This window comes from Mycobacterium sp. PSTR-4-N (assembly GCF_022348085.1).
GTDB lineage: Bacteria > Actinomycetota > Actinomycetes > Mycobacteriales > Mycobacteriaceae > Mycobacterium.
The window spans coordinates 231,334-255,518 of record NZ_JAKRFN010000002.1 but is presented as its reverse complement, the minus strand read 5'-3'; the positions used below and the strand labels follow the sequence as shown (position 1 = coordinate 255,518).

The following is a 24,185-nucleotide window of genomic DNA, read 5'->3' as shown; positions in this document are numbered from 1 at the left end:
ATCCAGTCGAGACGCGTGTCAAGCGGGCGGTCAGCCGCCCGAATGCATCACGTCGGCGCCGACGGGGACCGCGCAGTCCTCGGGATCGTCGAGCCAGTGCTCCGGCAGGGACACCGACGCCGCGGAGCCCTGCCGTCCGCGAGGGCCGTTGGCGGCCGCCGGGAACGGCACGTCGGGCTCGAGCTCGCCGAGCAGGTCGTCTAGCTCCGAGATCGTCTTGACCAGCGCCAATGATCGCCGTAGGTCTGCTCCCGCCGGGAATCCGTGCAGGTACCAGGCCACGTGCTTGCGCATGTCGCGCATGCCTTTGTCCTCTCCGAAGTGCGCGGCGAGCAGCTCACCGTGTCGACGAATGATGGACGCGACCTCGCCCAGGGTGGGCGGGGTGGCCGGTGTCTCGCCGTTGAAGGCGGCGGAGAGTTCGGCGAACAGCCACGGCCGCCCCAGGCAGCCCCGGCCGATCACGACGCCGTCGCAGCCCGTCGCGGCCATCATGGCCAGCGCGTCACGAGCGTCGAAGATATCACCGTTTCCGAGTATCGGAATCCCGGTGACATGGGCTTTGAGTGCTGCGATCTGCTCCCAGTCGGCGGTCCCCGAGTATCGCTGCGCAGCCGTGCGCGCGTGCAGCGCGACCGCAGCGGCGCCCTCCTCCGCGGCGATCCGCCCGGCGTCGAGGTGGGTGTGGTGCTCGTCGTCGATGCCGATGCGGAACTTGACGGTGACCGGAACATCGGTGCCCTCGGTCGCCTTGACCGCCGCGGCCACGATCTGACCGAACAGGCGGCGCTTGTAGGGCAGGGCCGCACCGCCGCCGCGGCGCGTGACCTTGGGCACCGGGCAGCCGAAGTTCATGTCGATGTGGTCGGCGAGGTTCTCGTCGACGATCATCTTGGCCGCCGCGTACGTGTTGACCGGATCGACGGTGTAGAGCTGCAAGGAGCGCGGCGACTCCTCCGGCGCGAACGTCGTCATGTGCATCGTGACCGGGTGCCGCTCGACCAGCGCACGGGCCGTCACCATCTCGCAGACGTAGAGGCCGCTGACGGTGCCGGCGCGGGCGAGTTCGAGTTCGCGGCACAGCGTCCGGAACGCCACGTTGGTGACCCCGGCCATCGGGGCCAGGACGACGGGGCTGCGCAACGCGATCGACCCGATCTGCAATCCAGATCGGGTCGATTCGCTGCCGGGGGCTACGACGTCGATGATCCCACCAGTTGTGCCTTGGCGGCCTTCTTCTCCGCCATCTGACGCAGGCGTTCTTCGCGGCGCTGCTTGGCGACCTCGAACTTGTCGACGGCCTCCTGCAGTTCCTCGACCAGCAGGCCGAGGTCGTCGCGCATCTTGGCACTCTCGCCGTTGAAGTCCTCGCGCTCGAAGATCCGCCACTTCTTGAGCACCGGCATCACGATGTCCTCGAGGTGGATGCGCGGATCGTAGACACCGCCGGAGGCGATCGTGACCGCGCGCCGACGGAAGTCGGGGATCGTGTAGCCGGGCATCTTGAAGTTGCGCAGCACCTTGTGCAGTGACTTCATCGCCTGGTCAGGGGCGATCTCGAAGCCGGCCTCGGACACGTCGCGGTAGAAGATCATGTGCAGGTTCTCATCCGCCGAGACGCGCTGCAGCAGCTGATCGGCGATCGGGTCGTCGCACGCCTTGCCGGTGTTGCGGTGCGAGACGCGGGTGGCGAGCTCCTGGAACGTCACGTAGATGACCGAGTCGAACAGGCTCTCCGCGAACAGCTCGAGGCCGCCCTGCTGGTTCTGGCCGGGGGAGAAGCCCCGCGTCATCTGCTCGACGCGCAGCATCTCCAGCTCGACGGGGTCGACGTTGCGGGTGACGACGAGATAGTCGCGCAGGGCGATGCCGTGCCGGTTCTCCTCGGCGGTCCACCGGTTGACCCAGAAGCCCCACGGCCCGTCCATGCTGAAATTCATCGCGATCTCGCGGTGATAGGACGGCAGGTTGTCCTCGGTGAGCAGGTTGGTCAACATCGCGGTCCGTGCGACCTCGGAGAGCTTCGACTGTTCGATGTCCCAGTCCTGGCCGCCGAGGGCGTAGTAGTTCTTGCCGTCGGACCACGGGATGAAGTCGTGGGGGTTCCAGTCCTTCTTCATCTTCATGTGCCGGTTGACCAGGGGCTCGACGACGGGCTCCAGTTCGGTCAGCAGCTGCAGATCAGTGAGATCCTTGGCCATGACACCTCCGATATCTGTACCTCGTAGTTGCAGTCAATATATCTGTGTCTGCCGGTGACATTCAAGTCGCCGCGCGGGAGGTCACACCCGTGTCCCATGCCGCGATTCAGCGTGTTGCGCCGTGGAGCAGCAGTTCCGCGCAGTGGTCGATGAACTGCTCCCGAGTCGCCGAGAGCCGACCGTCCAGGTACGCGGTGAACAGTGCAGTGAGTGCCCCGATCAGGCCGGTGGCAACCATCGCCTGGGTGGTCGGGTCGGTGATGCGGGTCAGGTTCTGCTGTAGCAGCTCGATGAAGTTCGGCATCCACCGCGCTCCCGACCGGGCCAGCACCGGCTCGGCTTCCGGCGCCAGCAGCAGCACACGGCCGCGCGCCGGATCGTCGACCATCATCGCGACGAACCGCTCGACGGCGTCCCGCATGCTCTCCGACTTCGCCAGCGTCGCCATCGCCGCACTGCCGACCTCGTCGTAGATCGCGGCGACATAGTCATCGCGATCGGCGAAGCTCTCGTAGAAGTAGCGCTCGGTCAATCCCGCGGCGCGGCACGCCGCCCGCACGGTCAGGCTCGGGCCGCCCGGGCTGCCGAGCAGCTCGATCCCGGCGGCGATCAGGTCGTCACGGCGCAGGGCGGGGCGCTCCCGCACGGGAACGCCGGACCATCTGCCCTGTCGTTGACCGGACGGCACAGTCCTCCTATGCTTCGTTTTGACAACGCATGTAGTCAGAATCGGGGTAGCGCGAACAGTGACTCAAGATACGTCCGCCACATGCCCGGTGACCAGCGCGTCCGATGACGTACCGGTGACCGCCGGCTGTCCCGTGACCGGCGGCTACGACGACGTACCCGCGGCGCTGGGCCCCGACTCGCTGACGTGGAAGTACTTCGGACAGTGGACCGGCATGCTGCAGGGCCCGTGGGCAGGCTCGATGCAGAACATGCACCCGCAGCTCGGTGCCGCCGTGGCGCAGCATTCGATCTTCTTCCTCGAGCGCATGCCCCGGCTGTTCCGGTCGGTGTATCCCATCGGCGGTGTGGTGTTCGACGGCGACCGCGCCCCACGCACCGGAGCCGAGGTCCGCGACTATCACATCGGCATCAAGGGCGTCGACGACGAGGGCCGGCGGTACAGCGCACTGAACCCCGACGTCTTCTACTGGGCGCACGCCACGTTCTTCAAGTCCACGCTGCTGGCGGCCGAGTGGGTCGGCGGCGGGCTGACCGACGCGCAGAAACGGCAGCTCTTCGACGAGCACGTCACGTGGTACCGGATGTACGGCATGAGCATGCGGCCGGTGCCCGCCAGCTGGGAGGACTTCGAGCGGTACTGGGACCACATGTGCCGCAACGTCCTGGAGAACAACTGGGCCGCGCGCGAAGTCATGGACCTCTCGACGATGCCGAAGCATCCCTCTCTCGACTGGCTGCCTGACTGGCTGTGGCGGCTCAACATCGCCGCGATGCAGCGCTTCTTCAACTTCGCGACGGTCGGCCTCTACGACCCGCCGGTGCGTGAGTTGATGGGGTACTCGTGGACCCCGCGGCAGGCACGGTTACACGCACTGTTCGGCCGTGCGGTCTACCTGACCACCCGCCTGCTGCCGAAGCGGATGCTGATGCATCCGCGCAAACGTTCGGCATGGGACCGGGCACACGGCCGCCTGCCGTCCGACGCGCCGCTGGTGGAGACCCCGGCGCGCAACCTGCCGCCGGTCGAGTATCGCGGCGACCCACACTTCTACTGTCCGACGGTCTGACGGCGCGTACGTTCGACTCTGTGCTGGGCAAACTGACCGTCGCGCCACTGTTGATGATCCTGGCGACCGGCACCGCCGGCGGTGCTGCCGCCGAAACCGGCAGCGAGTCGCCTGCACAACGCATCGTCGTCAGTGCGCCGGAATCGGATTCGCCCGTCGGGGAGCTGACAACCTACGAGCGCGTCGACGGGACGTGGCGCGTGGTGCTGGGCCCCACCCGGGCGGACCTGGGCGGCCTTGGAGTGGGGGCCCCTGCCGACGACGTGTTCCGCACCCCGGAAGGCACCTTCCCGCTCGGGCAGGCGTTCGGGCGCAGCGAGAACCCCGGCACCCGCATGCCCTACTTCGTGGCGACCGACGAGGACTGGTGGGACGAGGATGTGGACTCCCCGACGTACAACACCCATGTGCACGCCGCCGAGATCGATTCCGAGGACGCCGAGAACCTCTACGACTCCGGGGAGATCTACGACTACGCAGTGCTGATCGACCACAATCCGGAGCGGGTGCCGGGCCGCTCAGCGGGCATCTTCCTGCACGTCACCGATGGTGAGCCCACGTGGGGGTGTGTCGCGATCGGCCGTGATCAGATGCAGTCGGTGCTGCAGTGGCTGGACCCCGCGCAGCAGCCGGAGATCACCATCGGGGTGGGCCTGTCCGGCCCTGCGTGACTGAGGGACGGCCGTACCAGTTCGCGGGCGGGAAGCGGCCGTAGAAGCCGTGTGGGTCACCGGCCAAGGTGAGCTGGTGTTCGTAGTCGGCGCGGGCCCTCAGGCCGGCGTTACGGATGGCGGTCGCCTTGCGGCGACGCCGGACCACGACGACGGCCACCGACGCGGTGACCAGGATCACCGCCGGGTACCACCCCAGCCACGTCCACCAGAGCGCCACCGCGGCAGCGGACGCCGTCAGCAGCGGATGGCGCCGCCACCACAGGGGCCGCGGTGGTCGTGACATGTACATCGACGCCGATCCTACGAGGGTTCGCCACGGCCGCGTCAGGTTTGCGCCGGCGCCGCAGCGGCTAGCTTGAACGCATGCACGCGCCGGAGGTCCTGGGCGGTCGCTACGAGCTGCGAGGCATTCTGGGCCGTGGCGGGATGGCCGAGGTGCGCGATGCCTGGGATCTGCAGCTGGGCCGCCCCGTCGCGGTCAAGCTCCTCTATCCGTCGGTCAGTCACGAGCCCGACACCCGCCGCCGATTCGCGACCGAGGCTCGCGCTGCGGCCGTCGTGGACCACCCTCACGTCGTCGCGGTCCACGACACCGGCGTGCACCGCGGCCGGCACTACATCGTGCTGGAACGACTGCCGGGCCGCAGTGTGGCCGACGCCCTGGCGCGCGGCGGTCCCATGCCGGCGCAGCATGTCCGGGGCATCCTGAGCGACGTGCTGGACGCGCTCGGCGCCGCGCACGCACGCGGGATCCTGCACCGGGACATCAAACCGGCCAACCTTCTGTTCACCTGGTTCGGCACCGTGAAGGTCGCCGACTTCGGGGTGGCCAAGAGCGCCGACACGCCACAGACGCTGACCAACCGGGTTTTCGGGACCATGGCCTACATGCCGGCCGACCGCGCCGCCGGCCGTCCCGCGACGCCCAGCGACGACCTCTACGCGCTCGGCGTGGTGGCCTACGAGGCGCTCACCGGCCGCCGGGCCTACCCGCAGGAGACCCTGACAGGGCTGGCCGATGCGATCGCGGCGGGAGCGGTCACGCCGCTGGCGGTGTTGCGGCCGGATCTCGATGCGGCGTTGGTGGCCACCGTGGAGCGCGCGATGTCGCCGGACCCGCGGTGGCGCTTTGCGACGGCCGAGCAGATGCGGGCCTGTCTGGACGGTGCGGCGCAGGGATTGAGTCGGGCGCCGCAGCGGGTCGTGGCGGTCCTCGCGGGGGCGGCGGCGATGCTCGCCGTGCTGGTGGCGGCCGTTCTGATGGTCGCGTTGTGAATGTGGTGCCCCCACCAGGGCTCGAACCTGGGACCTGCGGATTAAAAGTCCGTAGCTCTACCGACTGAGCTATAGGGGCGTGGCGTGCGTGCCTGCAAAAGGATACTGCGGGGGTGGCCGTTTGAGGATTCGGGTGTCGGTACCCTAAGCTATCGAAGCTCCCAACGAACGTGGTTGTGAGTACCCCGGAGGAATTCGGACTTGGCCCCCATCGTCTAGTGGCCTAGGACGCCGCCCTTTCACGGCGGTAGCACGGGTTCGAATCCCGTTGGGGGTACGCGCAACGCGACTCGTCGGGTTGCACAGTAAGGCCCTGTGGCGCAGTTGGTTAGCGCGCCGCCCTGTCACGGCGGAGGTCGCGGGTTCGAGTCCCGTCAGGGTCGCCATATTGGCGAGGTTCGTCGACGCGAGTCGATGGCCTTCCGGCCAGGTAGCTCAGTTGGTACGAGCGTCCGCCTGAAAAGCGGAAGGTCGCCGGTTCGATCCCGGCCCTGGCCACCATGAACACCCGTGGTGCACTCGCAGCGGCCGTCGCCGGTCTGGCGGTGGCCCTTGTCCCGGCGCCGGCCGCCTCGGCGCAACCCACCCACACGGTGACCGATCTCGTCGATGCCGCGGTGCGCCGCCTGGAGATCGCCGAACCCGTGGCGGCCAACAAGTTCCACACCCGCACCGCCGTCGTCGACCCCGCGCGCGAGCAGCATGTGCTCGACAACGTCGCCGATCAGGCCCGCGGCTTCCAGATCGACCCCGCCTACGTGCAGACCGCGTTCCGCGATCAGCTCGACGCCACCGTCGGCATCGAATACCAGCGGTTGGCGCAGTGGACCTTCGATCCGGCCACCGCTCCTGCTGACGCGCCGGATCTGGCGTCGTCGCGGGCGATCATCGACGCGCTCAACCGCGAGATGGTGACGTTGATGGCCGAGGAGTGGCCCAAGCTGCACTCCCCGCAGTGCCCCGCCGAACTCGATGCGGCGAAGGCGTCGGTCGCGACGGCGCGCGGCCTCGACCCGCTGTACCGGCAGGCATTGGACTTCGCCACCCGCAACTACTGCCGCTGACATGAGCGACTTCCGCCAGCGGCTGCTGGACGGCCTGGAAGCGTCGATCGCCGAGCAGGGCTACGCCAAGACCACCGTCGCCGAGATCGTGCGCCGGGCCCGCACCTCGCGGCGCACGTTCTACGAGCACTTCACCAGCCGCGACGAGTGCTTCGTCGCTCTGCTGTCAGAGGCCAACGACGACCAGATCCAGCAGATCCGGGCGGCCGTCGATCCGGCCGCGCCATGGCAGAAGCAAGTGCGCCAAGCCATCGAGGCGTGGATCGCCTCTGCCGAGGCACGATCGGCGTTGATGCTCAGCTGGATTCGTGACGTGCCGGCGTTGGGTAGTGCCGCTCGTGGATTGCAGCGCGAGGCGCTCGATCACTTCATCGACATGGTCGATGCGCTCAGCGACAGCACCGAATTCCGTTCGGCCGGAATCGGTCCCGTACCGCGTCGGCGCATCATCATGCTGCTCGGCGGTTTGCGTGAGCTGACCGCGATCACCGTCGAGGAGGGCGGTCGTCTCAGCGACGTCACCGACGAGGCGGTGGAGGCGTCGATCGCCCTGGTGGGGCACCGGGATCAGCGCGGCGCTCTGGCCTGTTCATAGAGCGCCGGGTCGTGGGAGCAGACGATCATCAGATCGGGTTCGTTGCGCCGGTGCAGTTCGACGAGTCGAGAGTGGTTGTCCGCCACCTGCTTCCGGTCCTCTGCCACAGCCTTCTCGAACGCCGTCAACGCCGGTACCCGGGGGTTCTCCTCGAGGGTGCCCGCCTGGAAGAAGGCGTCGCCGGCGTGCAGTATCCAGCGATCGCCGGCGTCGACGGCCACGCAGGCGTGCCCGCGGGTGTGACCGGGTAGCGAGATGAGCACGAAGCCGGGGCCGATTCCGGTGAGCTCTCGGGCGGCCGCGAACCCCCGCCACGCCTCGCCGGTGATGTCGTACTCCACCAGGTGAGGGCCGTGTGCCCACTGCTCGGCGCGGTAACGGATTCGGTCGGGCAGCGCGGGTGAGCGCACCGCGTGATCCAGCTCGGCGGTGGTGACGTGGACCTGGGCGTCGGGGAAGTCAGCCAGCCCGCCGATGTGGTCGGCGTCGAAATGCGTGGTGATGATGTGCCGCACGTCGCTGCGGTGGAAGCCGAGCGCCTCGACCTGGTTCACGGCTGCTTCGGCCTCATCGAAGGACGGCCGGAAGAAGTACTGCCGGAACCGGCCGAACCGGGCCGGTCGGCGGCAGTCGAGCGTGCCGAATCCGGTGTCGACGAGCACCAGGCCGCTGTCCGCCTCGGCCAGCAGCACATGGCACACCACCGTGCCTGCCCCCCAAGGCCGCATCGTGCCGCAATTCAGATGGTGGACCTTCACCAGCCGTCGCCCCCCGCGTCGTCACCGATGTCAATTTTTCACAGTGCGTCACAACACTAGCGTGTCGACGCCATCCGGCGATGGCAACGGCTCGGGTTCATCTGGCGGGTCCGGTGGCTGGGGTACCTTACCGGCATGGTCCGGCCTGCTCAGACGGCGCGTAGCGAGCGCACCAGGGAGGCGCTCCGGCAGGCCGCGACGGTCCGTTTCCTGGCCCAGGGCGTGGAGGAGACGTCGGCTGAACAGATCGCCGCCGATGCCGGTGTTTCGCTGCGCACGTTCTACCGGCACTTCTCGTCCAAGCACGATCTGCTGTTCGCCGATTACGACGCGGGACTGCACTGGTTCCGCGCGGCGCTGTCCTCGCGCTCGCCGGACGAACCCATCATCGAGTCGGTGCAGTCGGCGATCTCGGCAGCCCCCTACGACGATTCGGCGGTCACCCAGATCGCCGCCATGCGGGCCCACGACCTCGACCCGGGCCGCATCGTCCGGCACATCCGGCAGGTCGAGGCGGACTTCGCCGAGGCGATCGAAGAGCGGATGGCCGCCAAGGACCCGCCCGCGCCCGGCACGGAGGAGCGCATGCGCATCACGGTGACGGCGCGGTGCATCGCCGCTGCGGTGTTCGGCGCCATGGAGGTGTGGATGCTGGGGGAGGACCGTTCCCTGCCCGAGCTGGACAGGTTGTGTCGCCAGGCGCTGGCGCTGTTGCAGACCGGAGTCGGCAGTCCGGGCTGACCCAGAGTTTCGTCAATATTGACAAAACATGGGCGTGCGTGTCAGCCTCGGGCGATGACGGACTACGACGCGATCGTCGTCGGTGCGGGACACAACGGTCTGACCGTCGCCGCGCTGCTGCAACGCGCCGGCCTACGCACGGTGTGCCTGGAGGCCAAGCGCTATGCCGGCGGCATGGCCTCGACGGTCGAACTCTTCGACGGCTTCCGGTTCGAGATCGCCGGGTCGGTGCAGGTGCCCACCTCCGCCGTGGTCAGTGCGGCGCTGGGGCTCGACGATCTGCCGACAGTCGATCTCGACGTGATGAGCGTGCAACTCCGCGGCATCGGCGACGACCCGGTGATCTACTACACCGACCCCATGAGACTGCTGACTCATCTCAACGAGGTGCACGGCGCCGAGGCCGTCAACGGGATGGCCGGTCTCATGGCGTGGTGTCAGGCACCCACGCGGGCTCTCGGCCGTTTCGATGCGGCCAGCCCGCCCAAGACGCTCGACGAGATGTATGCCTGCGCGACAAACGAATTCGAGCGTCAGGCGATCAGCGACATTCTGTTCGGATCGGTCAGCGACGTCCTCGACCGCCACCTTCCCGACCGGGAGAAGCACGGCGCGCTACGCGGCATGCTGGCATTCCTGGCCGTCAACACCACCTTTCGCGGTCCCGAGACACCGGGCAGCGCCGCCGCTCTGGCGTTCGGGCTGGCCGTACCCGACGAGAATGCCACGCTCATCAAGAAGTTCCGTGGGGGCATGGGTGCTGTCACCGACCACCTACTGTCCATGTTCGCCGACGCGGGCGGTGAGCTCCGCCTACGCAGCAAAGTCGCCGAGATACTCACCGCCGGTGGTCGCGTCCGTGGCGTCCGCCTGGAGGAGGGCTCGACCCTGACCGCCCCGGTCGTCGTCTCCACCCTCGCTCCCGATCTCACCGTCAACGGCCTGTTGGATCCGGCGGCGGTACCCGCGGACATCAAAGAGCGTTACGCCCGCATCGACCACCGCGGCAGTTATCTGCAGATGCATTTCGCGCTCGATGGACCGCTCGAGTTCGCCGCCCCCTACGAGGTGCTCGACAACCCCGAATACCAGTCGGCCATCGGCATTTTCAGTACTCCGGAAGAACTGCAGACGCAGTGGGAAGACGCCAAACGGGGCATCGTGCCCGCCGATCCGGCGATCGCGCTACAGATCCCCTCGGCCAACGATCCCAGCCTGGCGCCGCCCGGCAAGCACGCGGCGTCGGCCTTCTCGCTGTGGTTTCCCCTCACCGAGGAGCAGGCCGGCTACGGCGACCGCAAAACCGAGATGGGGCGCCGCGTGATCGAGAAGATCACTCGGCTGGTTCCGAACTTCGAGCAGCTCGTCCTGCGCCACACCACGTTCACGCCGAAACACATGGGCACGATGTTCGGCGCACCCGGCGGGGACTACTGTCACGGCCTGATCCACCCCGATCAGATGGGGCCGAACCGCCCGGGCCCCAAAGGTCATGTGGACCAACCGCTTCCGATCGACGGGTGCTATCTCGCCGGGGCCGGCTGCCACGGCGGCCCGGGCATCACCTTCATCCCGGGCTACAACGCCGCGCAGGAGGTCCTGTCGGCGGGATGAATCAGGTGACAGGCGCTAATCCGAAGTAGCCGGCCCGGCCGAGGTCGCGCCGCCCTCGTCTGACCAGTCGGCGCCTTCCTGGGCACCCTTGGACGGATCGCTTATCACGTCGTCGTCGGCATTCTCGGCGCCGGCGTCGGTGTCAGTGGTACGGGGATCTGTGCTCACCAGCCAGGACTACCCCGGCACGGCGATTCCATTCACTCGCGACGCGCCTGCAGCTGCGCCATCCAATCCGCGGGAACTCGTCCCCGCGGACCGGGCACGGTCTCGTCGACGGGCCGGCTCTGCGGCGCAGCGAGCTCGGGTCCGTCGTAATAGGACTGGGTGGCGTAGTCCCAGAACCAGTCTTCACCCGGCTCGAAGGACCGGATGATCGGATGGCCGCTCGAGCGCCAATGCGCGGATGCGTGCCGCTGCGGCGAGTCGTCGCAGCAGCCGATGTGGCCGCATGCAGCGCATCGGCGCAGATGCACCCACCAGCCGCCCGCGGCATCGCACTCGACGCAACCGGTACCACTGGGCGGCACCGCGGGGTCGATGTCACTGCTCACAGTCGACGAGCCTACGGGTCTCCTCGGGTGATCTCGATCCGAACGGCAGCTCCCGTGCTCTATGGTTCCGCCATGGCCACCAAGGATTCGCGCGAAGTCGTGATCGAAGCAACGCCGGAACAGATCCTCGACGTCATCGCCGATGTCGAAGCGACCCCGACCTGGTCGCCGCAGTACACGAAGGCCGAGGTGCTGGAACGGTTCGACGACGGCAGGCCCAAGCAGGTCAAGATGGTCGTCAAGGCAGCCGGGCTGACCGACGAGCAGGTCATCGAATACACCTGGGGCGACAACGAAGTCAGCTGGACGCTGGTCTCCGCGGGCCAGCTCAAGGCGCAGGACGCCGGCTACACGCTCACTCCTGAGGGCGACAGGACGCGGGTGCGTTTCGACATCGCGATCGACCTGTCGGTGCCTTTGCCCGGCTTCATCGTCAAGCGCACCATCAAAGGCGGCGTCGAAACCGCCACCGACGGGCTCCGCAAACAGGTGCTCAAGGTTGTGAAGGGTTAGCGAGCCGGTCGAGCTCATCGGGCTCGGCGATGGTCAGGACGGCGTCGACGATGGTGGGCTCGGCCTGCAACCTGTTCTCGAGATCGCGCAGGGTCTCGGCGATCCGCGACTCGGCGGCGTCACCCTCGATGTCGACGCTGGCCACCAGGAACAGCTGCTTGGGGCCGACGAACATGAGCCGGAGGAAGCGCACCGAGGCCACCTCCGGCATCCGCTCGATCTGCGCGATCACGGCCTGACGCACTCGGGGGCTGGCTGATTCGCCGACCAGGAAGCGGCGGTTGCGGTCGATGAGGATCACCGCGACGACGCCGAGCAGCAGGCCCACCAGAATCGAGCCGATCGCATCCCAGATCGCGTCGCCGGTGATCTCGTGCAAGCCGATGCCGAGCAGTGCGATCACGATGCCGATCAGTGCCGCGGTGTCTTCGGCGAACACCGCGCGCGTGGTCGGATCGGACGTGTCGAGCACGTGCGTGAGCAGTTCCCGGTCGTACTCGCTCGCCTCGGACCGCAACTGACGGAACGCCTGCAGCAGCGAGGACCCCTCGAGGACGAACGCGACCCCCAACACGATGTAGGCCACCAGGTAGTTCTCCGGACCCGACTCTCCGTGGATGATCTCGGTGATGCCGTGCCACACCGATACCGTCCCGCCGACAACGAAAAGCCCCACCGCCGCGAGCAGGGACCACACGTACGCCTCGCGTCCGTAACCCAATGGCCGCTCGCCGTCCGGTGGGCGGGAGCTGCGCCGGTTGGCGACGAACAGGAAACCCTGGTTCGCGGTGTCGGCCCAGGAGTGGGTCGCTTCGGCCGTCATCGACGCCGAGCCGGAGATGACGGCGGCGACGGTCTTGGCGACGGCGACTGCGAAGTTCGCGGCCAGCGCGACGATCACCGTCAGCGTGCTCTCCCCACCCTTCGGCGAGTCGGGATCGGCGTCGGTGGCTGCCCGGTCGGGCCCACTGTCGGACACAGCGCTCATGGCAGCGTGCCTTCCCCGCCGCGAGTGGGCACAAACGTGGCGGTCCGCGCCACATTAAGAAGCGTCATAAAATTAGCTGAACAATATCCAACATGTGATCGGGACCGCCGTTATGCTTTGCCGCATGGCTGTTCGTGCTTCCAGTGAGGTGGTGATCGAGGCGCCGCCGGAGGTCATCCTCGACGCGTTGGCCGACATCGAAGCCGTCGCATCCTGGTCATCTCTGCACAAAGCGGCCGAGGTCATCGACCGCCACCCCGACGGCCGGCCTCATCACGTGAAGGCGACGGTCAAGATCATGGGCATGAGCGACAAGGAACTCCTGGAGTACCACTGGGGCGACGACTGGGTGGTGTGGGACGCCCAGCGCACGTCGCGGCAACGCTGCCAGCACGGCGAGTACAACCTCGTGCAGGAAGGCGAAGCGCGCACCCGGGTGCGCTTCGATCTGATCCTCGATCTCGCGGCGCCCTATCCGGCGTTTCTGGTCAAGCGGGCCAAGCGGATGGTGCTCGACGTCGCGCTGGAGAACCTGCGCCAGCGGGTGATGGCCGGAGCACGCTAGCGGCGCAGCGCGCCCAACCGATCGATGGCTTCGTCCAGCGTCTGCTCACGCTTGCAGAATGCGAAGCGCACCAGTGGGTTCCACTCACCGGCATGCGACGCGGCGGGATCGCAGAACGCCGACATCGGAATGGCCGCCACACCCACCCGCTCGATCAACTCGGTGCAGAACGCCCTGCCGTCGTCGTAGCCCAGCGGGCGCGGATCGGCGGTCAAGAAGTAGGTGCCGAAGCTGTCGAACACGTCGAAGCCGACCTCGCGCAGCGCAGCGGCCAACAGGTCACGTCGGGATTCGAACGAGCGGCACAGCGCATCCACCCACTCGTCGCCGGTGTCGAGTGCCGCGGCGACGGCGGGCTGCAACGGCGCCCCGCTCACGTAGCTCAGGTACTGCTTGGCCGCCCGCACCCCCGCGATCAGATGGCGTGGTCCGCACGCCCAGCCGATCTTCCACCCCGTGACGTTGAACATCTTGCCGGCGCTGGACATCGTGATGGTGCGCTCGGCCATGCCGGGGTAGCCGGCCAGGGGGAGATGTCTGCGCCCGTCGAAGACCAGATGCTCGTAGACCTCGTCGGTGATCACCAGCAGGTCGGCAGCCACGGCCACCTCGGCGAGCGCCCGCAGCTCCTCGTCGCCGGCGACGGTGCCGGTCGGGTTGTGCGGCGAATTCACGATGATCGCAGCGGTTTTCGGGGTGATCGCCGCGCGCAGCGCCTCCACGTCGATCGCGAATCGCCCGTCGTCGAGGCGCATCGGCACCGCCCGCCGGTGGCATCCGGCCATCGCGATGACGGGGGAGTACGAGTCGTAGAACGGTTCGATCAGCAGCACCTCGGAGCCCGGTTCGACGAGGCCGAGGATCGACGCTGCGATCGCCTCGGTGGCGCCGACGGTGACCAGCACCTCCGTATCGGGGTCGTAGGAGATGCCGTAGCGGCGCAGGCGCTGAGCGGCAATGGCCTGCCGCAGCGGTGCGATGCCCAGGCCGGGCGGGTACTGGTTGTCCCCGTCGGCGATGGCCTTCTCAGCCGCGGCGAGCATGGCGGGCGGACCGGGTTCGTCCGGAAACCCCTGGCCGAGATTGACCGCACCGAGTTCGGCCGCGCGGGCCGACATCTCGGCGAAGATCGTCACCGCGTAGGGCGTCAGTCGCGCAACCGTCATGACAGTCGAGGGTAGATGGCCCAGCTCGCGAACACGTTTTTGAGATCGATTGCAGTGCGGCGTCGCGCAGAGCCCATCGGACGGTAATCTGACCCGAATGGCCAGCTGGGCCGGGGAAGTGGGGGTGCTGGCGACGATGCCGCGACGGGTGACCATCGACGATGTGGCTCGGCTCGCCGAGGTCCACAAGGCGACGGTGTCGCGTGCGCTCAATGCTCAGACGCGCGGGCAGGTCAACGCCGAAACCCTCAAGCGAGTGACCCGCGCGGCCCGGCAACTCGGGTACGTCCCCAACGCGATGGCCCGCGGCCTGCGCATCAGCCGGTCGATGACCATCGGGGTCATCATCCCCGACCTGATGAATCCGATCTTCCCGCCGATGATCCGAGGCATGGAGCGTGTGCTGCAGGCGCAGGGATACACGGTGCTGATCGCCAACACCGACTCGCACGACGACGTCGAATCCTCGGTGTTCGACTCGCTCTTGCAGCGCCGTGTCGACGGCTTCATCCTCGCGACAGGCCGCCTCGACGACCAGCCGGTGGTCGAAGAGGCGGCCGCGGCCGACGTGCCGGTCGTGCTGGTCAACCGCGGTTCGGGTCTCGGCGGGTATCCGCTGGTTTCCGCCGACAACGCCGCCGGAATCGACCTCGCCGTGGCACATCTCGTCGACCTGGGGCACCGGCACATCGTGCACGCGGCCGGCCCCGCGAACTTCTCCACCACGCGTTCGCGCGCCGAGGCGTTCGAAGTCGCCGCGACGAGGGCCGGCGTCGCCCACGACACCGTCTACGCCGCCGCGTTGAGCATCGACGCCGGTGTCGAGGTGGCCGATCAGCTCCTCAAGCGTGCAACGCCTTTCCCGACAGCGCTCGTCGCGGGCAACGATCTGGTGGCGTTGGGGCTGATCCGGAGACTTCGCGCCGAAGGTCTGGCCTGTCCCGACGACGTGTCGGTGGTCGGGTTCAACGACATGCCGTTCGCCGAGGACTTCTGGCCGCCGTTGACGACGGTGCACACGCCGCTGTGGGAGATCGGGGCCGAGGCGGCGCGTCTGCTGCTGCGCGGCATCGACACCGGCGAGCAGGATGCGGTGACGCTGACGCTGCCGGTGTCGTTGATGGTGCGTGGCTCGACGGCGGCCGCGCGCGACGAGGAGCCGAACCAACCGCCCAAGCGTCAGTGAAGGATCGGTCGTGGATGTCGTGAACCTGGGCGTGTTCAGCCCGTCCGTGCTGCTGGCCGTGGCGCAGTCCACGGGCCGTCTGGACGCGGCGGGGGTGCAGGTGCACCAGGTGCCGGTACCGTCGTCACCCGCGCAGTTCGCCTCACTGCGCGACGGCGCATACGACGCGGTGTTCACCAGCCCGGACAACGTGCTGGCCTACCGCATCCTCCCGGACAACCCGCTGGGTGAGATGTTGGACGTCGAGATCGTGGCCGGGGTCGACCGGGGCCTGGGCCTGTGCCTGAGTGGCCGTCCTGGCCGCACCGATCTCTCGGGCGCGGTGCTGGGTGTCGACGTGCCGACATCAGGGTTCGCGTTCGTGGCCTATGCGCTGCTCGCCGAGATGGGGGTGGCGCGCGAGGACGTCGAGATCGTCGCGCTCGGCTCGACACCGACGCGCGTTGCGGCACTCGTGGACGGGCGCTGCGATATCACGGTCCTCAACGCGGGCAACGAGATCCGCGCCCGGGCGGACGGCTGCGTGGAACTCGTCGACGTCACCAGCCTCGGGCCGTACCTGGGCACCGTCGTCGCGCGGTTGCGGCAGGCGCCGGGAGGCGACGCGGTGGACCGTCTGGTGGCCGCACTCGGGGACACCGCTGCAGCGATCGTGGCCGGAGCCCTCACCGAGGACGCCGAAGAGGCTGCCGCCCGGTTGCTCACGCTGACGCCCGAGGGGGCGGCCGAACACGTGGCGGTGCTGCGCGATCCGGCGCGCGGCCTGATTGTCGACGGCAGTGTCGAGGTGGCGGCGCTGGACACGCTGGTGAGATTGCGCGGTCGCTTCCTGCCCGCTCCGCAGCTCGACGGTCTGGCTGACCGGTTCGACGAGGTGGTGCGACACTGTGCTCTGAGCACGTGAATCACTCGCGCACAACGTATCTGCCTCGCGTGATGGTGGTCGACACCGCGTAGAGCACCGCGCCGGTGGCGCTCACGGCGAAGAGAACGCTGAACCGACCGGCGCCCGCTGCCGCGTTGCCGGCCGCGGCGCCGGCAGAGGCCCCCGCGAACAGGGCGATCGAGAACAACGACATGCCGATCGGTCTGCTGTCGGCGGCGGCATCGGTCATCCAGGTCTGCATCGTGGTGTGACCCAGTGCCCAGGCCAGACCCAGCAGGGTGGCGGCCACCGTCACCGCCGCCGGGGAGATCTCGACCGCAACCACGGCGTAGGCCCCCACGATGGCGGCACCGGCCAGCCCCATCAACAGCCAGGCGGGCCAACGAGCCAGCACCAGCTTCATCAGCTGGCTGATCACCACGACCGCGGCGCCGAACGCGGCAGTCGCCAACCCAGCGGCCAGCACGGTCTCACCGCCGGCCTGAAGCGCCACCGCGAGGTAGTTGAACACACCGACCAGAAGAACGCCCTCCGCCGCGGTGAACACCAGGATCGAGACCGCCCACCGGTTGGCCGCCAGTCGCCGGATCGACGGGATTAACCGCTCGCGCGGTGCGCCGATCGACTCCGGCATTCGGGCCAGCAGGGCGCTCAGCGCGAATGCGGCCAGCGCCACCACGATGTACACCGGGCGCCATCCCCACCACTGAGCGATCGCCCCGGCGCCCAGCGTGCCGCCGGCCAGGCCGAGGGAGATGGCTGCAGCCAGGTTCGCGGTCGCCACGGCCCGCTGCCGGATCGGCAGCGTGTCACCGTAGTAGATCAATGCCGTCGTGATCGTGGCGGCGAATGCGGCTCCGGCGACCATGCGAGAGACGTTGTATGTCAGCGCATCCGGCGCCAATGCCGTCGCAACGTTGGCAACTGCGCCCAGCGCAGTGGACGCGACGAGGATGCGGACCCGTCCGTACCGGGCCGCCACCGAACTCCAGACCAATTGGCAGGCGGCGTAACTGACGGCGTAGAGCGTCAGCGATCGGCCGATCGCCACCACCCCGACGCCCATCTCGTCGGCGATCACCGGGACCAACGGTGGCATCACCGAGCGGTCGAGCATCGACACGAATGCTGCGATGATCAGGATCACGAGGCCACCGCGGCCGGCCTTCGTTCAGGCACGCGGCGGCCAGACGGGGATCTCGCCCCGCCCGGAGGGGAACCGGACCGCCTTGGACCGGACGAACTCGTGCAGCGTCTCCGGAGCATTCTCCCGCCCGAATCCGCTGCCTTTGACCCCGCCGAAGGGGGAGCCGAGGAAGGACCGGCGCATGTAGTTGTTGACGAAGACCATGCCGGCTTCTAGCCTCTGCGCGATGTGCCAGGCCCGGGCCTCGTCACGAGTGATCATCGCCGCGGTCAACCCGTAGCTCGTGCCGTTGGCGATCTCGACCGCCTCGTCAATGGTCGCGTACCGCATGACGAGTGCGATCGGTCCGAAGATCTCCTCCTGGCCGACCGTGGAATCCGGCGTCACGTCGACCAGAACCGTTGGCGGGAACCAGTATCCGTCGGCGTAGGCGTCGTCGGTCGGGACCGTGCCCTGCCCGGCGATGCGGGCTCCCTCGTCGAGGGCGATGCGCAGGTGGTCGCGCACCCGGTCGCGCTGGCGCGCGTCGACGAGGGGGCCGACGTCGGTGCGCGGGTCGAGACCGTCGCCGACCACCAGAGAGGTGGCCGCCGCCGTGAAGCGTGCGAGGAAGTCGTCGTAGACGTCGTCGTGGACGAGGATGCGCGCGGTCGAGGTGCATGCCTCGCCCTGGTTGTAGAACATGCCCTCGACCGCGATCGTCACAGCGAGTTCGACATCGGCGTCGGCGAAGACGATCAGCGCGTTCTTGCCGCCGAGTTCCATGGTGGCGTAGGTCAGGTTCTGCGCGGCGGTCTGCAGGACCCGCCGTCCCGTCGTCGTGGCGCCGGTGAAGCTGATGCGTTCGACCAAGGGATGCCGGGCGAGCGCGGCACCGGCGTCGATCCCGGGTACGGCGTTGAGGACTCCCGGTGGCAGTACCTCGTTGGCGATCTCCACGAGCCGCAACACGGTCAGCGGGGCCTGCTCACCGGGTTTGATGACCACCGTGTTGCCGGTGATCAGCGCGGGTGCGCCTTTCTTCGCGAAGTGGATCGGCGGCCAATTGAACGGCAGGATCGCCGCAACCACGCCATACGGCTCGTAGAGCACCCGTGTCTCGATGGGTCCCTGGTCGATGATCTCGCCGGGCAGGCTGTCGCCCAGCCCGGCGAAGAACTCGAAACAGTTGGAGCTGAACGACACGTCGTTGGCCAATGCATCGCGCTTGGGCTTGCCGTTCTCGCGGGCGACGAGTTCGGCGAGTTCGTCGGCGTGCACGCGGATGCGCTCGGCGACCTGCTTGAGGTATCCGCCGCGCTGACGTCCCGACAGCGCCCGCCAGCCCGGGAGAGCGGCCCGCGCGGAGCACACCGCCTGGTCCACCAACGCGTCGTCGCCGGCGACGACGTGGGCGAGGGGAGTGGCCGTCGACGGCTCGATCACGTCGAAGGTGGGCAGTTCCGGCGGCGTTAGGAAGCTGCCGTCGATGAAGGCGCCCCAGTGCGTGCGCGGAAGGGGATGCCGGGCGCCCGCCTTCTCGTCGGTGATCGTCATCCCTGCTCCCTCGCAGCCGGCAGCTCACGTGATCGATCGCGGTCGCAATCGATTGCATAGGACGATAAGCAGCGATCGCCGGTCTGGCAAGGGTCCGCCGAAGTCGACAACGAACGTCGGCGTCGATCGGTACGAAATCGTTGACACCCCTCGCAGGCATGTGACAGGATTCACTGCAATCGATTGCAGGTGAGTTACACATCATCGCGGACTCGACACGGGCAATCGGTCTGACAGAGAGGTTGGACATGCGTATCACCCCTGTTCTCCGGGCGCTCGCGGCCGCAGCTGCGATCACCCTGACCGCCGCGGGCTGTACCGCAGATCAGAACGCCGGCGGCGACACCATCCGGATCGGCGCGTCACTGCCCTTGACCGGTGAATTCAGTCAGGGCGGACTCGACACCCAGCACGGGTACGAGACGTGGGTCGAGATGGTCAACGAATCCGGTGGACTGCTCGGCAAGAAAGTGGAGATGGTCGTCAAAGACGATGCCACCCAGCAGGAAACGGCGGTCAGCAACTACAACAACCTGATCGCCCAGGACAAGGTGAACCTCGTGCTGGGCAGCCAGTCCTCGCTGTTGAACATCCCGGCATCGGCGATCGCCGAGAAGAACAAGATGCTCTTCGTCTGCCCGTCCTGCGGGTCGCCGGACATGTTCAACCGCGGCTTCTCCTACATCTTCTTCTCCCAGCAGGCGGTGGCGACCGACCAGGCGAAGGTGTTCGCGAACTGGATCGCCAACCTGCCGCCGGAGCAGCGGCCCCAGACAGCCGCCTATCCGACGCTCGACGATCCGTTCGCCGGTCCGGTCGTCGAAGGTGCGGAGAAGATCCTCTCGGCCGCAGGCATCCGCACGGTGTACAAGGACCAGTATCCGGCCACCACCAAGAACTTCGACTCGGTCGTCAACGCGATGCGTGACGCCGGTGCCGAAATCGTCGTGCAGGGGGCGCAATTCGAAGACGGCGTCAACATGATCCGCTCGATGAACCGCGCCAACTATCAACCCGCGATCCTCTACCAGAGCAGCTCGCCCACCTACGGCCAGCAGTACCTCGACGCGGTGGGCGCGGACAACGCCGAGGGCGTGTTCTTCTCGTCCAGCTACAGCCCGCGGTCGGACACCACCCAGAACGCCGAATTCGTCAAGCGGTTCACCGAGAAGTTCGGTCAGAGCCCGCCGGAGGACGCTGCCGACGGTTTCGCGGCAGGCCAGGTGCTCGCCGCGGCGGTCAACGGGGTCGGCTCGATCGACGACCAGGCCAAGCTCGCAGATTGGTTGCACAACAACAGCGTTGACACGGTGCTCGGTACCCTGAGCTGGAATCCCGACGGCAGCCCCAAGGGCGACTTCCTGGTCGGGCAGTGGCAGGGCGGCGTATCGCAGGTCGTGCTGCCCACCGATGTCGCGACCTCGACCAAGATCACGGGCTGGCGCGGCGGGGCGATCTGATGACCTCGCTGGTGCAGACGCTCATCCTCGGTCTGCTCGTCGGCTCGCTGTATGCGCTCATGGCCTCCGGCCTGACGCTCATCTTCGGGGTGATGCGGGTGATCAACCTCGCCCACGGCGCCTTCGCGGTGCTGGCAGCGTTCCTCACCTACACGCTGTGGAAGCATCTCGGTCTCGACCCGCTGCTGTCCATCCCGATCGTGATGGCGGTGATGTTCGGATTCGGTTGGCTCGTCTACGTTCTGGTGATCCGGCACGTCCGCGGTGCCCACGTCACGATGACCGTGCTGGCCACCTTCGGGATCGCGCTGATGCTCGAGGGCATCATGGGTTTCATCTGGGGCAACACCTCCTCGACCGTGGTGGTGTCCTACACCGACGCGTCGTTGTCGCTGGGCTCGATCTACATCCCGCAAGCCATGCTGATCGCCGCGGTGATCGCCGTCGTGGTGATGGGCGCGCTCTACCTGTTGCTCAACTACACCTGGGCTGGCCGCGCCATCCGCGCGGCGTCGTCGAACGAGAGCGGTGCCTTGCTCGTGGGGGTGGGGGTGGCCACCATCGCCGCACTGACATTCGCGATCGGGGTGGCCACGCTCGGGGCCGGCGGCGCGATGCTGTCGACGATCTACCCGTTCCTGCCCGGCACGCACTATCAGTGGATCGCTCGACTGCTCGCGATCGTCGTGCTCGGTGGTCTGGGCAGCCTGCCCGGGGCTGTGCTCGGCGCCCTCGTGATCGGCGTCGGCGAGATGGCCGCCACGGCCTACATCGGAGCGGCCTGGCCGGTGGCCGTGCCGTTCCTGGTCATCATCGTCGTGCTCATCACCCGTCCCCAGGGACTGCTCGGCACCCGCCTACGAGAGGACGCCGTCGCATGAGCACCGCCACACGCAACCGCCTGCTCGACGCGAGACTGCACACGTGGGCCGCCCGCACCGTGGTCGCCGTCGCTGCGGTGGTGATCCTGCTGTTCCCGTTGTCGCCCAGCATGTCGGCGCAGAACGTCGTGATCATGTCGCTCGTGCTGGCCATCGGCGCCAGCGGACTGAACGTCATCACCGGCTTCACCGGGTATCTCTCACTGAGCCAGGGCGCGTTCATCGGCATCGGCGCCTACGTCGGCGCGATCCTCGCGACCCGCTTCCCCGACGTCCAGCCGTTGCTCTGGGTGCCGCTCGCGGGCGTGGTCGCGGCGGTGATCGCGATGCTGCTCGGGCTGGTCACCTATCGGTCCCGCGGCCCCGCCTTCGTGATCATCACTGTCGCCTTCCTGTTCCTCGTGCAATTCGTCGCGATCGAATGGGTACCCGTCACCAACGGCACCGCGGGTTTGACCCTGCCGCTGCCGGATTGGCCCGAATCCTGGGGTAATTGGCCGTTCCATCTGACCCTGGTCGCATTGCTCGCGCTGTCGCTGGGCATGACGTGGTGGATCCGGCGGACCAAGTTCGGCATGGGTCTGATCGCGATTCGCGAAGACGAAGGCAAGGCCGGCACGATCGGGGTGAACGCGCCCGTCTACAAACTGCTCGCCTTCGGCCTCAGTGCGCTCTTCGTCGGCATGGCCGGCTCGGTCTACGGCTACTATCTGTCGTTCGTCGATCCGATCGGCATGTTCTCGATCATCACCAGCGCACTGATCGTCCTCGCCGTCATCCTCGGCGGCCGCGGCACCCTGTTCGGTCCTGTGTTGGGCGCGTTCATCATCCAGCCCGTCAACAACTACGCCAACTCGGCTTTCGGCGGTGGCAACGCGCGTCTCGTCCTGTTCGGCGGTCTGCTGATCCTGCTGGTCATCCTGTTGCCGTCGGGCATCCTGCCGACACTGCAGAAGATCATCGAGAAGGCCAGAACCAGGGACACCGTCGGGCTTTCGGGCGCGCGGCTCAACCCGCTCGATCGTCCGCTGGTGCGCGCCGAGATCGCCAAGCCTGCGCCCACCGGCAAGACGCTGCTCGAAGTGCGGGGACTGCACAAGAGTTTCGGCGGCAACCACGCCGTCAACGACTGCAGCTTCACCGTGCCCGAAGGCTCGATCACCGCGCTGATCGGTCCGAACGGCTCCGGCAAGACCACGGTGTTCAACCTGATCTCGGGCACGATGACACCCGACAAGGGTGAGATCCTGCTGGGCGGGCAGCGCATCGACGACATCGCGCCGTGGTCGCGGGCGCACCACGGATTGGGCCGCACCTTCCAGATCACCCGGCTGTTCCGCGAGATGACGGTGCTGGAGAACGTCGTCGCCCCACTGCGGAGCTTCTCGGTGAACCAGCTCGGTCTCGGCGCCGTCAGCGGATCCGAAGCGAGCAGGGCAGAGGAACTCCTGGAGTTCGTCGGGATGGCGGCCTACCGCGACGCGCGTGCCGGGGCATTGTCCTACGGCCAGCAGAAACTGGTCGAACTCGCCCAGGTGCTCGTGCTGGACCCGAAGCTGATCCTGCTCGACGAACCCGCGGGCGGGATCAACCCCACGCTGATCGAGCGCATGGGTGACCTGATCCGTCAGCTCAACGCCGAGGGCAAGACGTTCCTGCTCGTCGAGCACAACATGCCCTTCGTCGTCGGCCTCTGCGACCCGATCCGGGTGCTCGCCCGTGGCGCCGTCATCGCCTCCGGCACACCGGAGCAGATCCAGAAGGACCCTGTCGTGCTCGACGCGTACCTCGGCGACGACTACCTGCTCGAAGCGCCGTCGAAGGGCTCGAGCGTCACTGTGGCAGAAAGGAACCCGGCATGATCCGACTCGAGGGAGTGGTCGCCGGATACGGGGGCGGCAACGTCCTGCAGGGTGTCGACCTGGAGGTCGGTGCCGGCGAGCTGGGCTGCATCGTGGGCCCCAACGGAGCGGGTAAGTCGACCGTTCTCCGTGCGGTCAGCGGCATCCTCACCCCGAGCGCGGGCCGGATCCTGCTGGACGGCAGAGACATCGCCGGGCTGGCACCGGACCAGGTGCTCGGTGAAGGGGTCACCCAGGTGCCGCAGAGCAACGGGCTGTTCCCGACACTCACCGTCAAGGAGAACATCCTGATGGGCGCCTACGTGATCCGCCGTCAACGCCGCCTGGTCAAACAGCGCTACGACGAGGTGCTCGGCATGTTCCCGCTGGTCGCCGACAAGACCGGTATCCGCTGCGGCAATCTCTCGGGCGGCCAGCGTCGCATGGTCGAGTTCGCCCGATCACTGATGCTCGATCCCAAACTGGTTCTGCTGGACGAGCCTTCGCTCGGGCTCGACCCGAAGTCACTGACCGTCATCGACGAAGCCGTCGCGGTGATGCGGGCGGCCGGCAAGGCCGTGCTGATGGTGGAACAGAACGTCAGATTCGGGTTGCGGATGGCCTCCAGCGGCATCGTGATGGAAAGCGGCCGGGTGCTGCTGACCGGGCCCGCCCAGTCCGTGCTGTCCAACCCCGAGATCGCCGATCTCTACTTCGGCGGCGCAGTGCACGCACCCAGCGCATCCGATGCCCCCGTGACTCAACCGAGCGCCTGAAAAGAGA

The 24,185-nt window shown here is 67.7% G+C and carries 26 protein-coding genes and 4 tRNA genes; 18 read left to right on the top strand and 12 right to left on the bottom strand.

Annotated elements, in window-relative coordinates:
- Nucleotides 1-30 precede the first annotated feature (30 nt).
- The 3 genes from dusB to MHN84_RS04540 all read right to left on the bottom strand — a co-directional run bounded on the left by dusB (nucleotide 31) and on the right by MHN84_RS04540 (nucleotide 2,889).
- The gene (gene dusB / locus MHN84_RS04550) at nucleotides 31-1,164 is read right to left on the bottom strand and encodes a tRNA dihydrouridine synthase DusB (protein ID WP_255729921.1); all 1,134 of its coding nucleotides are present in this window, start codon (nucleotides 1,162-1,164) and stop codon (nucleotides 31-33) included.
- A 29-nt stretch (nucleotides 1,165-1,193) separates the two neighbouring features.
- On the bottom strand, nucleotides 1,194-2,201 hold the full coding sequence (locus MHN84_RS04545; protein WP_241203430.1) for an acyl-ACP desaturase: 1,008 nt from the start codon (nucleotides 2,199-2,201) through the stop codon (nucleotides 1,194-1,196).
- A gap of 106 nt (nucleotides 2,202-2,307) precedes the next feature.
- The gene (locus MHN84_RS04540; protein WP_241203429.1) at nucleotides 2,308-2,889 is read right to left on the bottom strand and encodes a TetR/AcrR family transcriptional regulator; all 582 of its coding nucleotides are present in this window, start codon (nucleotides 2,887-2,889) and stop codon (nucleotides 2,308-2,310) included.
- A gap of 58 nt (nucleotides 2,890-2,947) precedes the next feature.
- On the opposite strand from MHN84_RS04540, the gene MHN84_RS04535 reads away from it, so the two are divergent.
- Together MHN84_RS04535 and MHN84_RS04530 are read left to right on the top strand one after the other, a co-directional pair.
- The gene (locus tag MHN84_RS04535) at nucleotides 2,948-3,958 is read left to right on the top strand and encodes an oxygenase MpaB family protein (protein ID WP_241203428.1); all 1,011 of its coding nucleotides are present in this window, start codon (nucleotides 2,948-2,950) and stop codon (nucleotides 3,956-3,958) included.
- Between the two features lie 20 nt (nucleotides 3,959-3,978).
- Entirely contained in the window at nucleotides 3,979-4,629 is a 651-nt protein-coding gene (locus MHN84_RS04530) for a L,D-transpeptidase family protein (protein ID WP_241203427.1), read from the top strand.
- Here the strand turns inward: MHN84_RS04530 and MHN84_RS04525 are convergent.
- Nucleotides 4,595-4,921, bottom strand: coding sequence for a hypothetical protein (locus MHN84_RS04525; protein WP_241203426.1), 327 nt, complete (start codon nucleotides 4,919-4,921; stop codon nucleotides 4,595-4,597). The genes MHN84_RS04530 and MHN84_RS04525 overlap by 35 nt on opposite strands.
- Nucleotides 4,922-4,995: 74 nt before the next feature.
- On the opposite strand from MHN84_RS04525, the gene MHN84_RS04520 reads away from it, so the two are divergent.
- Complete coding sequence (locus MHN84_RS04520) at nucleotides 4,996-5,907, top strand: serine/threonine-protein kinase (RefSeq protein WP_241203425.1); 912 nt, start codon at nucleotides 4,996-4,998, stop codon at nucleotides 5,905-5,907.
- 3 nt (nucleotides 5,908-5,910) lie between these two features.
- Here the strand turns inward: MHN84_RS04520 and MHN84_RS04515 are convergent.
- Nucleotides 5,911-5,986, bottom strand: a tRNA-Lys gene (locus MHN84_RS04515).
- Between the two features lie 125 nt (nucleotides 5,987-6,111).
- Between MHN84_RS04515 and MHN84_RS04510 the strand changes: the two genes are divergently transcribed.
- The 5 genes from MHN84_RS04510 (at nucleotide 6,112) to MHN84_RS04490 (ending at nucleotide 7,566) form a co-directional block, all read left to right on the top strand.
- Nucleotides 6,112-6,184: transfer RNA gene (locus MHN84_RS04510), tRNA-Glu, on the top strand.
- Nucleotides 6,185-6,216: 32 nt separating this feature from the next.
- Nucleotides 6,217-6,293, top strand: a tRNA-Asp gene (locus MHN84_RS04505).
- Between the two features lie 38 nt (nucleotides 6,294-6,331).
- Nucleotides 6,332-6,408 (top strand) — tRNA-Phe (locus MHN84_RS04500).
- Nucleotides 6,408-6,971 (top strand): chorismate mutase, encoded by a 564-nt coding sequence (locus MHN84_RS04495; RefSeq protein WP_241203424.1) that lies wholly within the window; start codon nucleotides 6,408-6,410, stop codon nucleotides 6,969-6,971. The genes MHN84_RS04500 and MHN84_RS04495 overlap by 1 nt, the downstream gene beginning before the upstream one ends.
- A 1-nt stretch (nucleotide 6,972) precedes the next feature.
- The gene (locus MHN84_RS04490; RefSeq protein WP_241203423.1) at nucleotides 6,973-7,566 is read left to right on the top strand and encodes a TetR/AcrR family transcriptional regulator; all 594 of its coding nucleotides are present in this window, start codon (nucleotides 6,973-6,975) and stop codon (nucleotides 7,564-7,566) included.
- Here MHN84_RS04490 and MHN84_RS04485 read toward each other — a convergent pair.
- Nucleotides 7,539-8,324, bottom strand: a complete 786-nt coding sequence (locus MHN84_RS04485; RefSeq protein WP_241203422.1) for an MBL fold metallo-hydrolase — start codon at nucleotides 8,322-8,324, stop codon at nucleotides 7,539-7,541. The genes MHN84_RS04490 and MHN84_RS04485 overlap by 28 nt on opposite strands.
- Nucleotides 8,325-8,459: 135 nt before the next feature.
- Between MHN84_RS04485 and MHN84_RS04480 the strand changes: the two genes are divergently transcribed.
- Together MHN84_RS04480 and MHN84_RS04475 are read left to right on the top strand one after the other, a co-directional pair.
- Nucleotides 8,460-9,065 (top strand): TetR/AcrR family transcriptional regulator, encoded by a 606-nt coding sequence (locus tag MHN84_RS04480; RefSeq protein WP_241203421.1) that lies wholly within the window; start codon nucleotides 8,460-8,462, stop codon nucleotides 9,063-9,065.
- 54 nt (nucleotides 9,066-9,119) lie between these two features.
- A complete protein-coding gene (locus MHN84_RS04475) occupies nucleotides 9,120-10,679 on the top strand; it encodes an NAD(P)/FAD-dependent oxidoreductase (RefSeq protein WP_241203420.1) in 1,560 nt (519 codons plus the stop codon).
- 15 nt (nucleotides 10,680-10,694) lie between these two features.
- Here MHN84_RS04475 and MHN84_RS04470 read toward each other — a convergent pair whose 3' ends face one another.
- Both MHN84_RS04470 and MHN84_RS04465 read right to left on the bottom strand, forming a co-directional pair.
- Nucleotides 10,695-10,847 (bottom strand): hypothetical protein, encoded by a 153-nt coding sequence (locus MHN84_RS04470; RefSeq protein ID WP_241203419.1) that lies wholly within the window; start codon nucleotides 10,845-10,847, stop codon nucleotides 10,695-10,697.
- 32 nt (nucleotides 10,848-10,879) lie between these two features.
- Nucleotides 10,880-11,233, bottom strand: coding sequence for a UBP-type zinc finger domain-containing protein (locus tag MHN84_RS04465; RefSeq protein ID WP_241203418.1), 354 nt, complete (start codon nucleotides 11,231-11,233; stop codon nucleotides 10,880-10,882).
- Nucleotides 11,234-11,305: 72 nt separating this feature from the next.
- Here MHN84_RS04465 and MHN84_RS04460 point away from each other — a divergent pair, with 72 nt between their 5' ends.
- On the top strand, nucleotides 11,306-11,746 hold the full coding sequence (locus MHN84_RS04460; protein ID WP_241203417.1) for an SRPBCC family protein: 441 nt from the start codon (nucleotides 11,306-11,308) through the stop codon (nucleotides 11,744-11,746).
- On the opposite strand, the gene MHN84_RS04455 is transcribed toward MHN84_RS04460, so the two are convergent.
- Nucleotides 11,727-12,734, bottom strand: coding sequence for a cation diffusion facilitator family transporter (locus MHN84_RS04455; RefSeq protein WP_241203416.1), 1,008 nt, complete (start codon nucleotides 12,732-12,734; stop codon nucleotides 11,727-11,729). The two genes, MHN84_RS04460 and MHN84_RS04455, sit on opposite strands and share 20 nt — an antisense overlap.
- Before the next feature lie 124 nt (nucleotides 12,735-12,858).
- Here MHN84_RS04455 and MHN84_RS04450 point away from each other — a divergent pair, with 124 nt between their 5' ends.
- Nucleotides 12,859-13,299, top strand: coding sequence for an SRPBCC family protein (locus tag MHN84_RS04450; protein WP_241203415.1), 441 nt, complete (start codon nucleotides 12,859-12,861; stop codon nucleotides 13,297-13,299).
- Here the strand turns inward: MHN84_RS04450 and MHN84_RS04445 are convergent.
- Nucleotides 13,296-14,465 carry a pyridoxal phosphate-dependent aminotransferase gene (locus MHN84_RS04445; RefSeq protein WP_241203414.1) on the bottom strand — a complete coding sequence of 390 codons (1,170 nt, stop codon included), beginning with the start codon at nucleotides 14,463-14,465 and terminating at the stop codon, nucleotides 13,296-13,298. The genes MHN84_RS04450 and MHN84_RS04445 overlap by 4 nt on opposite strands.
- 97 nt (nucleotides 14,466-14,562) lie before the next feature.
- Between MHN84_RS04445 and MHN84_RS04440 the strand changes: the two genes are divergently transcribed.
- Together MHN84_RS04440 and MHN84_RS04435 are read left to right on the top strand one after the other, a co-directional pair.
- The gene (locus tag MHN84_RS04440; RefSeq protein WP_241203413.1) at nucleotides 14,563-15,651 is read left to right on the top strand and encodes a LacI family DNA-binding transcriptional regulator; all 1,089 of its coding nucleotides are present in this window, start codon (nucleotides 14,563-14,565) and stop codon (nucleotides 15,649-15,651) included.
- A 10-nt stretch (nucleotides 15,652-15,661) separates the two neighbouring features.
- Nucleotides 15,662-16,555 carry a hypothetical protein gene (locus MHN84_RS04435; RefSeq protein ID WP_241203412.1) on the top strand — a complete coding sequence of 298 codons (894 nt, stop codon included), beginning with the start codon at nucleotides 15,662-15,664 and terminating at the stop codon, nucleotides 16,553-16,555.
- A gap of 1 nt (nucleotide 16,556) precedes the next feature.
- Here the strand turns inward: MHN84_RS04435 and MHN84_RS04430 are convergent, their stop codons facing one another.
- Nucleotides 16,557-17,684, bottom strand: a complete 1,128-nt coding sequence (locus MHN84_RS04430; RefSeq protein WP_241203411.1) for an MFS transporter — start codon at nucleotides 17,682-17,684, stop codon at nucleotides 16,557-16,559.
- A gap of 24 nt (nucleotides 17,685-17,708) precedes the next feature.
- Entirely contained in the window at nucleotides 17,709-19,220 is a 1,512-nt protein-coding gene (locus MHN84_RS04425; protein ID WP_241203410.1) for an aldehyde dehydrogenase, read from the bottom strand.
- Between the two features lie 248 nt (nucleotides 19,221-19,468).
- On the opposite strand from MHN84_RS04425, the gene MHN84_RS04420 reads away from it, so the two are divergent.
- From MHN84_RS04420 to MHN84_RS04405, 4 genes are read left to right on the top strand one after another with little or no spacing between them, the layout of a single operon-like run.
- On the top strand, nucleotides 19,469-20,680 hold the full coding sequence (locus MHN84_RS04420) for an amino acid ABC transporter substrate-binding protein (RefSeq protein WP_241203409.1): 1,212 nt from the start codon (nucleotides 19,469-19,471) through the stop codon (nucleotides 20,678-20,680).
- The gene (locus MHN84_RS04415) at nucleotides 20,680-21,561 is read left to right on the top strand and encodes a branched-chain amino acid ABC transporter permease (protein ID WP_241203408.1); all 882 of its coding nucleotides are present in this window, start codon (nucleotides 20,680-20,682) and stop codon (nucleotides 21,559-21,561) included. The genes MHN84_RS04420 and MHN84_RS04415 overlap by 1 nt, the downstream gene beginning before the upstream one ends.
- Entirely contained in the window at nucleotides 21,558-23,423 is a 1,866-nt protein-coding gene (locus MHN84_RS04410; RefSeq protein ID WP_241203407.1) for a branched-chain amino acid ABC transporter ATP-binding protein/permease, read from the top strand. The genes MHN84_RS04415 and MHN84_RS04410 overlap by 4 nt, the downstream gene beginning before the upstream one ends.
- The gene (locus MHN84_RS04405) at nucleotides 23,420-24,178 is read left to right on the top strand and encodes an ABC transporter ATP-binding protein (RefSeq protein ID WP_241203406.1); all 759 of its coding nucleotides are present in this window, start codon (nucleotides 23,420-23,422) and stop codon (nucleotides 24,176-24,178) included. The genes MHN84_RS04410 and MHN84_RS04405 overlap by 4 nt, the downstream gene beginning before the upstream one ends.
- Nucleotides 24,179-24,185: the final 7 nt, after the last annotated feature.

Excerpts from the sequence above, each read along its gene's own strand:
- MHN84_RS04445 (WP_241203414.1), bottom strand. The coding sequence starts at position 14,465 with ATGACGGTTGCGCGACTGACGCCCTACGCGGTGACGATCTTCGCCGAG.
- MHN84_RS04480 (WP_241203421.1), top strand. The coding sequence starts at position 8,460 with ATGGTCCGGCCTGCTCAGACGGCGCGTAGCGAGCGCACCAGGGAGGCG.
- MHN84_RS04420 (WP_241203409.1), top strand. The coding sequence starts at position 19,469 with ATGCGTATCACCCCTGTTCTCCGGGCGCTCGCGGCCGCAGCTGCGATC.
- MHN84_RS04450 (WP_241203415.1), top strand. The coding sequence starts at position 12,859 with ATGGCTGTTCGTGCTTCCAGTGAGGTGGTGATCGAGGCGCCGCCGGAG.
- MHN84_RS04460 (WP_241203417.1), top strand. The coding sequence starts at position 11,306 with ATGGCCACCAAGGATTCGCGCGAAGTCGTGATCGAAGCAACGCCGGAA.
- MHN84_RS04495 (WP_241203424.1), top strand. The coding sequence starts at position 6,408 with ATGAACACCCGTGGTGCACTCGCAGCGGCCGTCGCCGGTCTGGCGGTG.
- MHN84_RS04410 (WP_241203407.1), top strand. The coding sequence starts at position 21,558 with ATGAGCACCGCCACACGCAACCGCCTGCTCGACGCGAGACTGCACACG.
- MHN84_RS04415 (WP_241203408.1), top strand. The coding sequence starts at position 20,680 with ATGACCTCGCTGGTGCAGACGCTCATCCTCGGTCTGCTCGTCGGCTCG.
- MHN84_RS04545 (WP_241203430.1), bottom strand. The coding sequence starts at position 2,201 with ATGGCCAAGGATCTCACTGATCTGCAGCTGCTGACCGAACTGGAGCCC.
- MHN84_RS04440 (WP_241203413.1), top strand. The coding sequence starts at position 14,563 with ATGGCCAGCTGGGCCGGGGAAGTGGGGGTGCTGGCGACGATGCCGCGA.
- MHN84_RS04525 (WP_241203426.1), bottom strand. The coding sequence starts at position 4,921 with ATGTACATGTCACGACCACCGCGGCCCCTGTGGTGGCGGCGCCATCCG.
- MHN84_RS04520 (WP_241203425.1), top strand. The coding sequence starts at position 4,996 with ATGCACGCGCCGGAGGTCCTGGGCGGTCGCTACGAGCTGCGAGGCATT.
- MHN84_RS04405 (WP_241203406.1), top strand. The coding sequence starts at position 23,420 with ATGATCCGACTCGAGGGAGTGGTCGCCGGATACGGGGGCGGCAACGTC.
- MHN84_RS04455 (WP_241203416.1), bottom strand. The coding sequence starts at position 12,734 with ATGAGCGCTGTGTCCGACAGTGGGCCCGACCGGGCAGCCACCGACGCC.
- MHN84_RS04490 (WP_241203423.1), top strand. The coding sequence starts at position 6,973 with ATGAGCGACTTCCGCCAGCGGCTGCTGGACGGCCTGGAAGCGTCGATC.
- MHN84_RS04425 (WP_241203410.1), bottom strand. The coding sequence starts at position 19,220 with ATGACGATCACCGACGAGAAGGCGGGCGCCCGGCATCCCCTTCCGCGC.
- MHN84_RS04475 (WP_241203420.1), top strand. The coding sequence starts at position 9,120 with ATGACGGACTACGACGCGATCGTCGTCGGTGCGGGACACAACGGTCTG.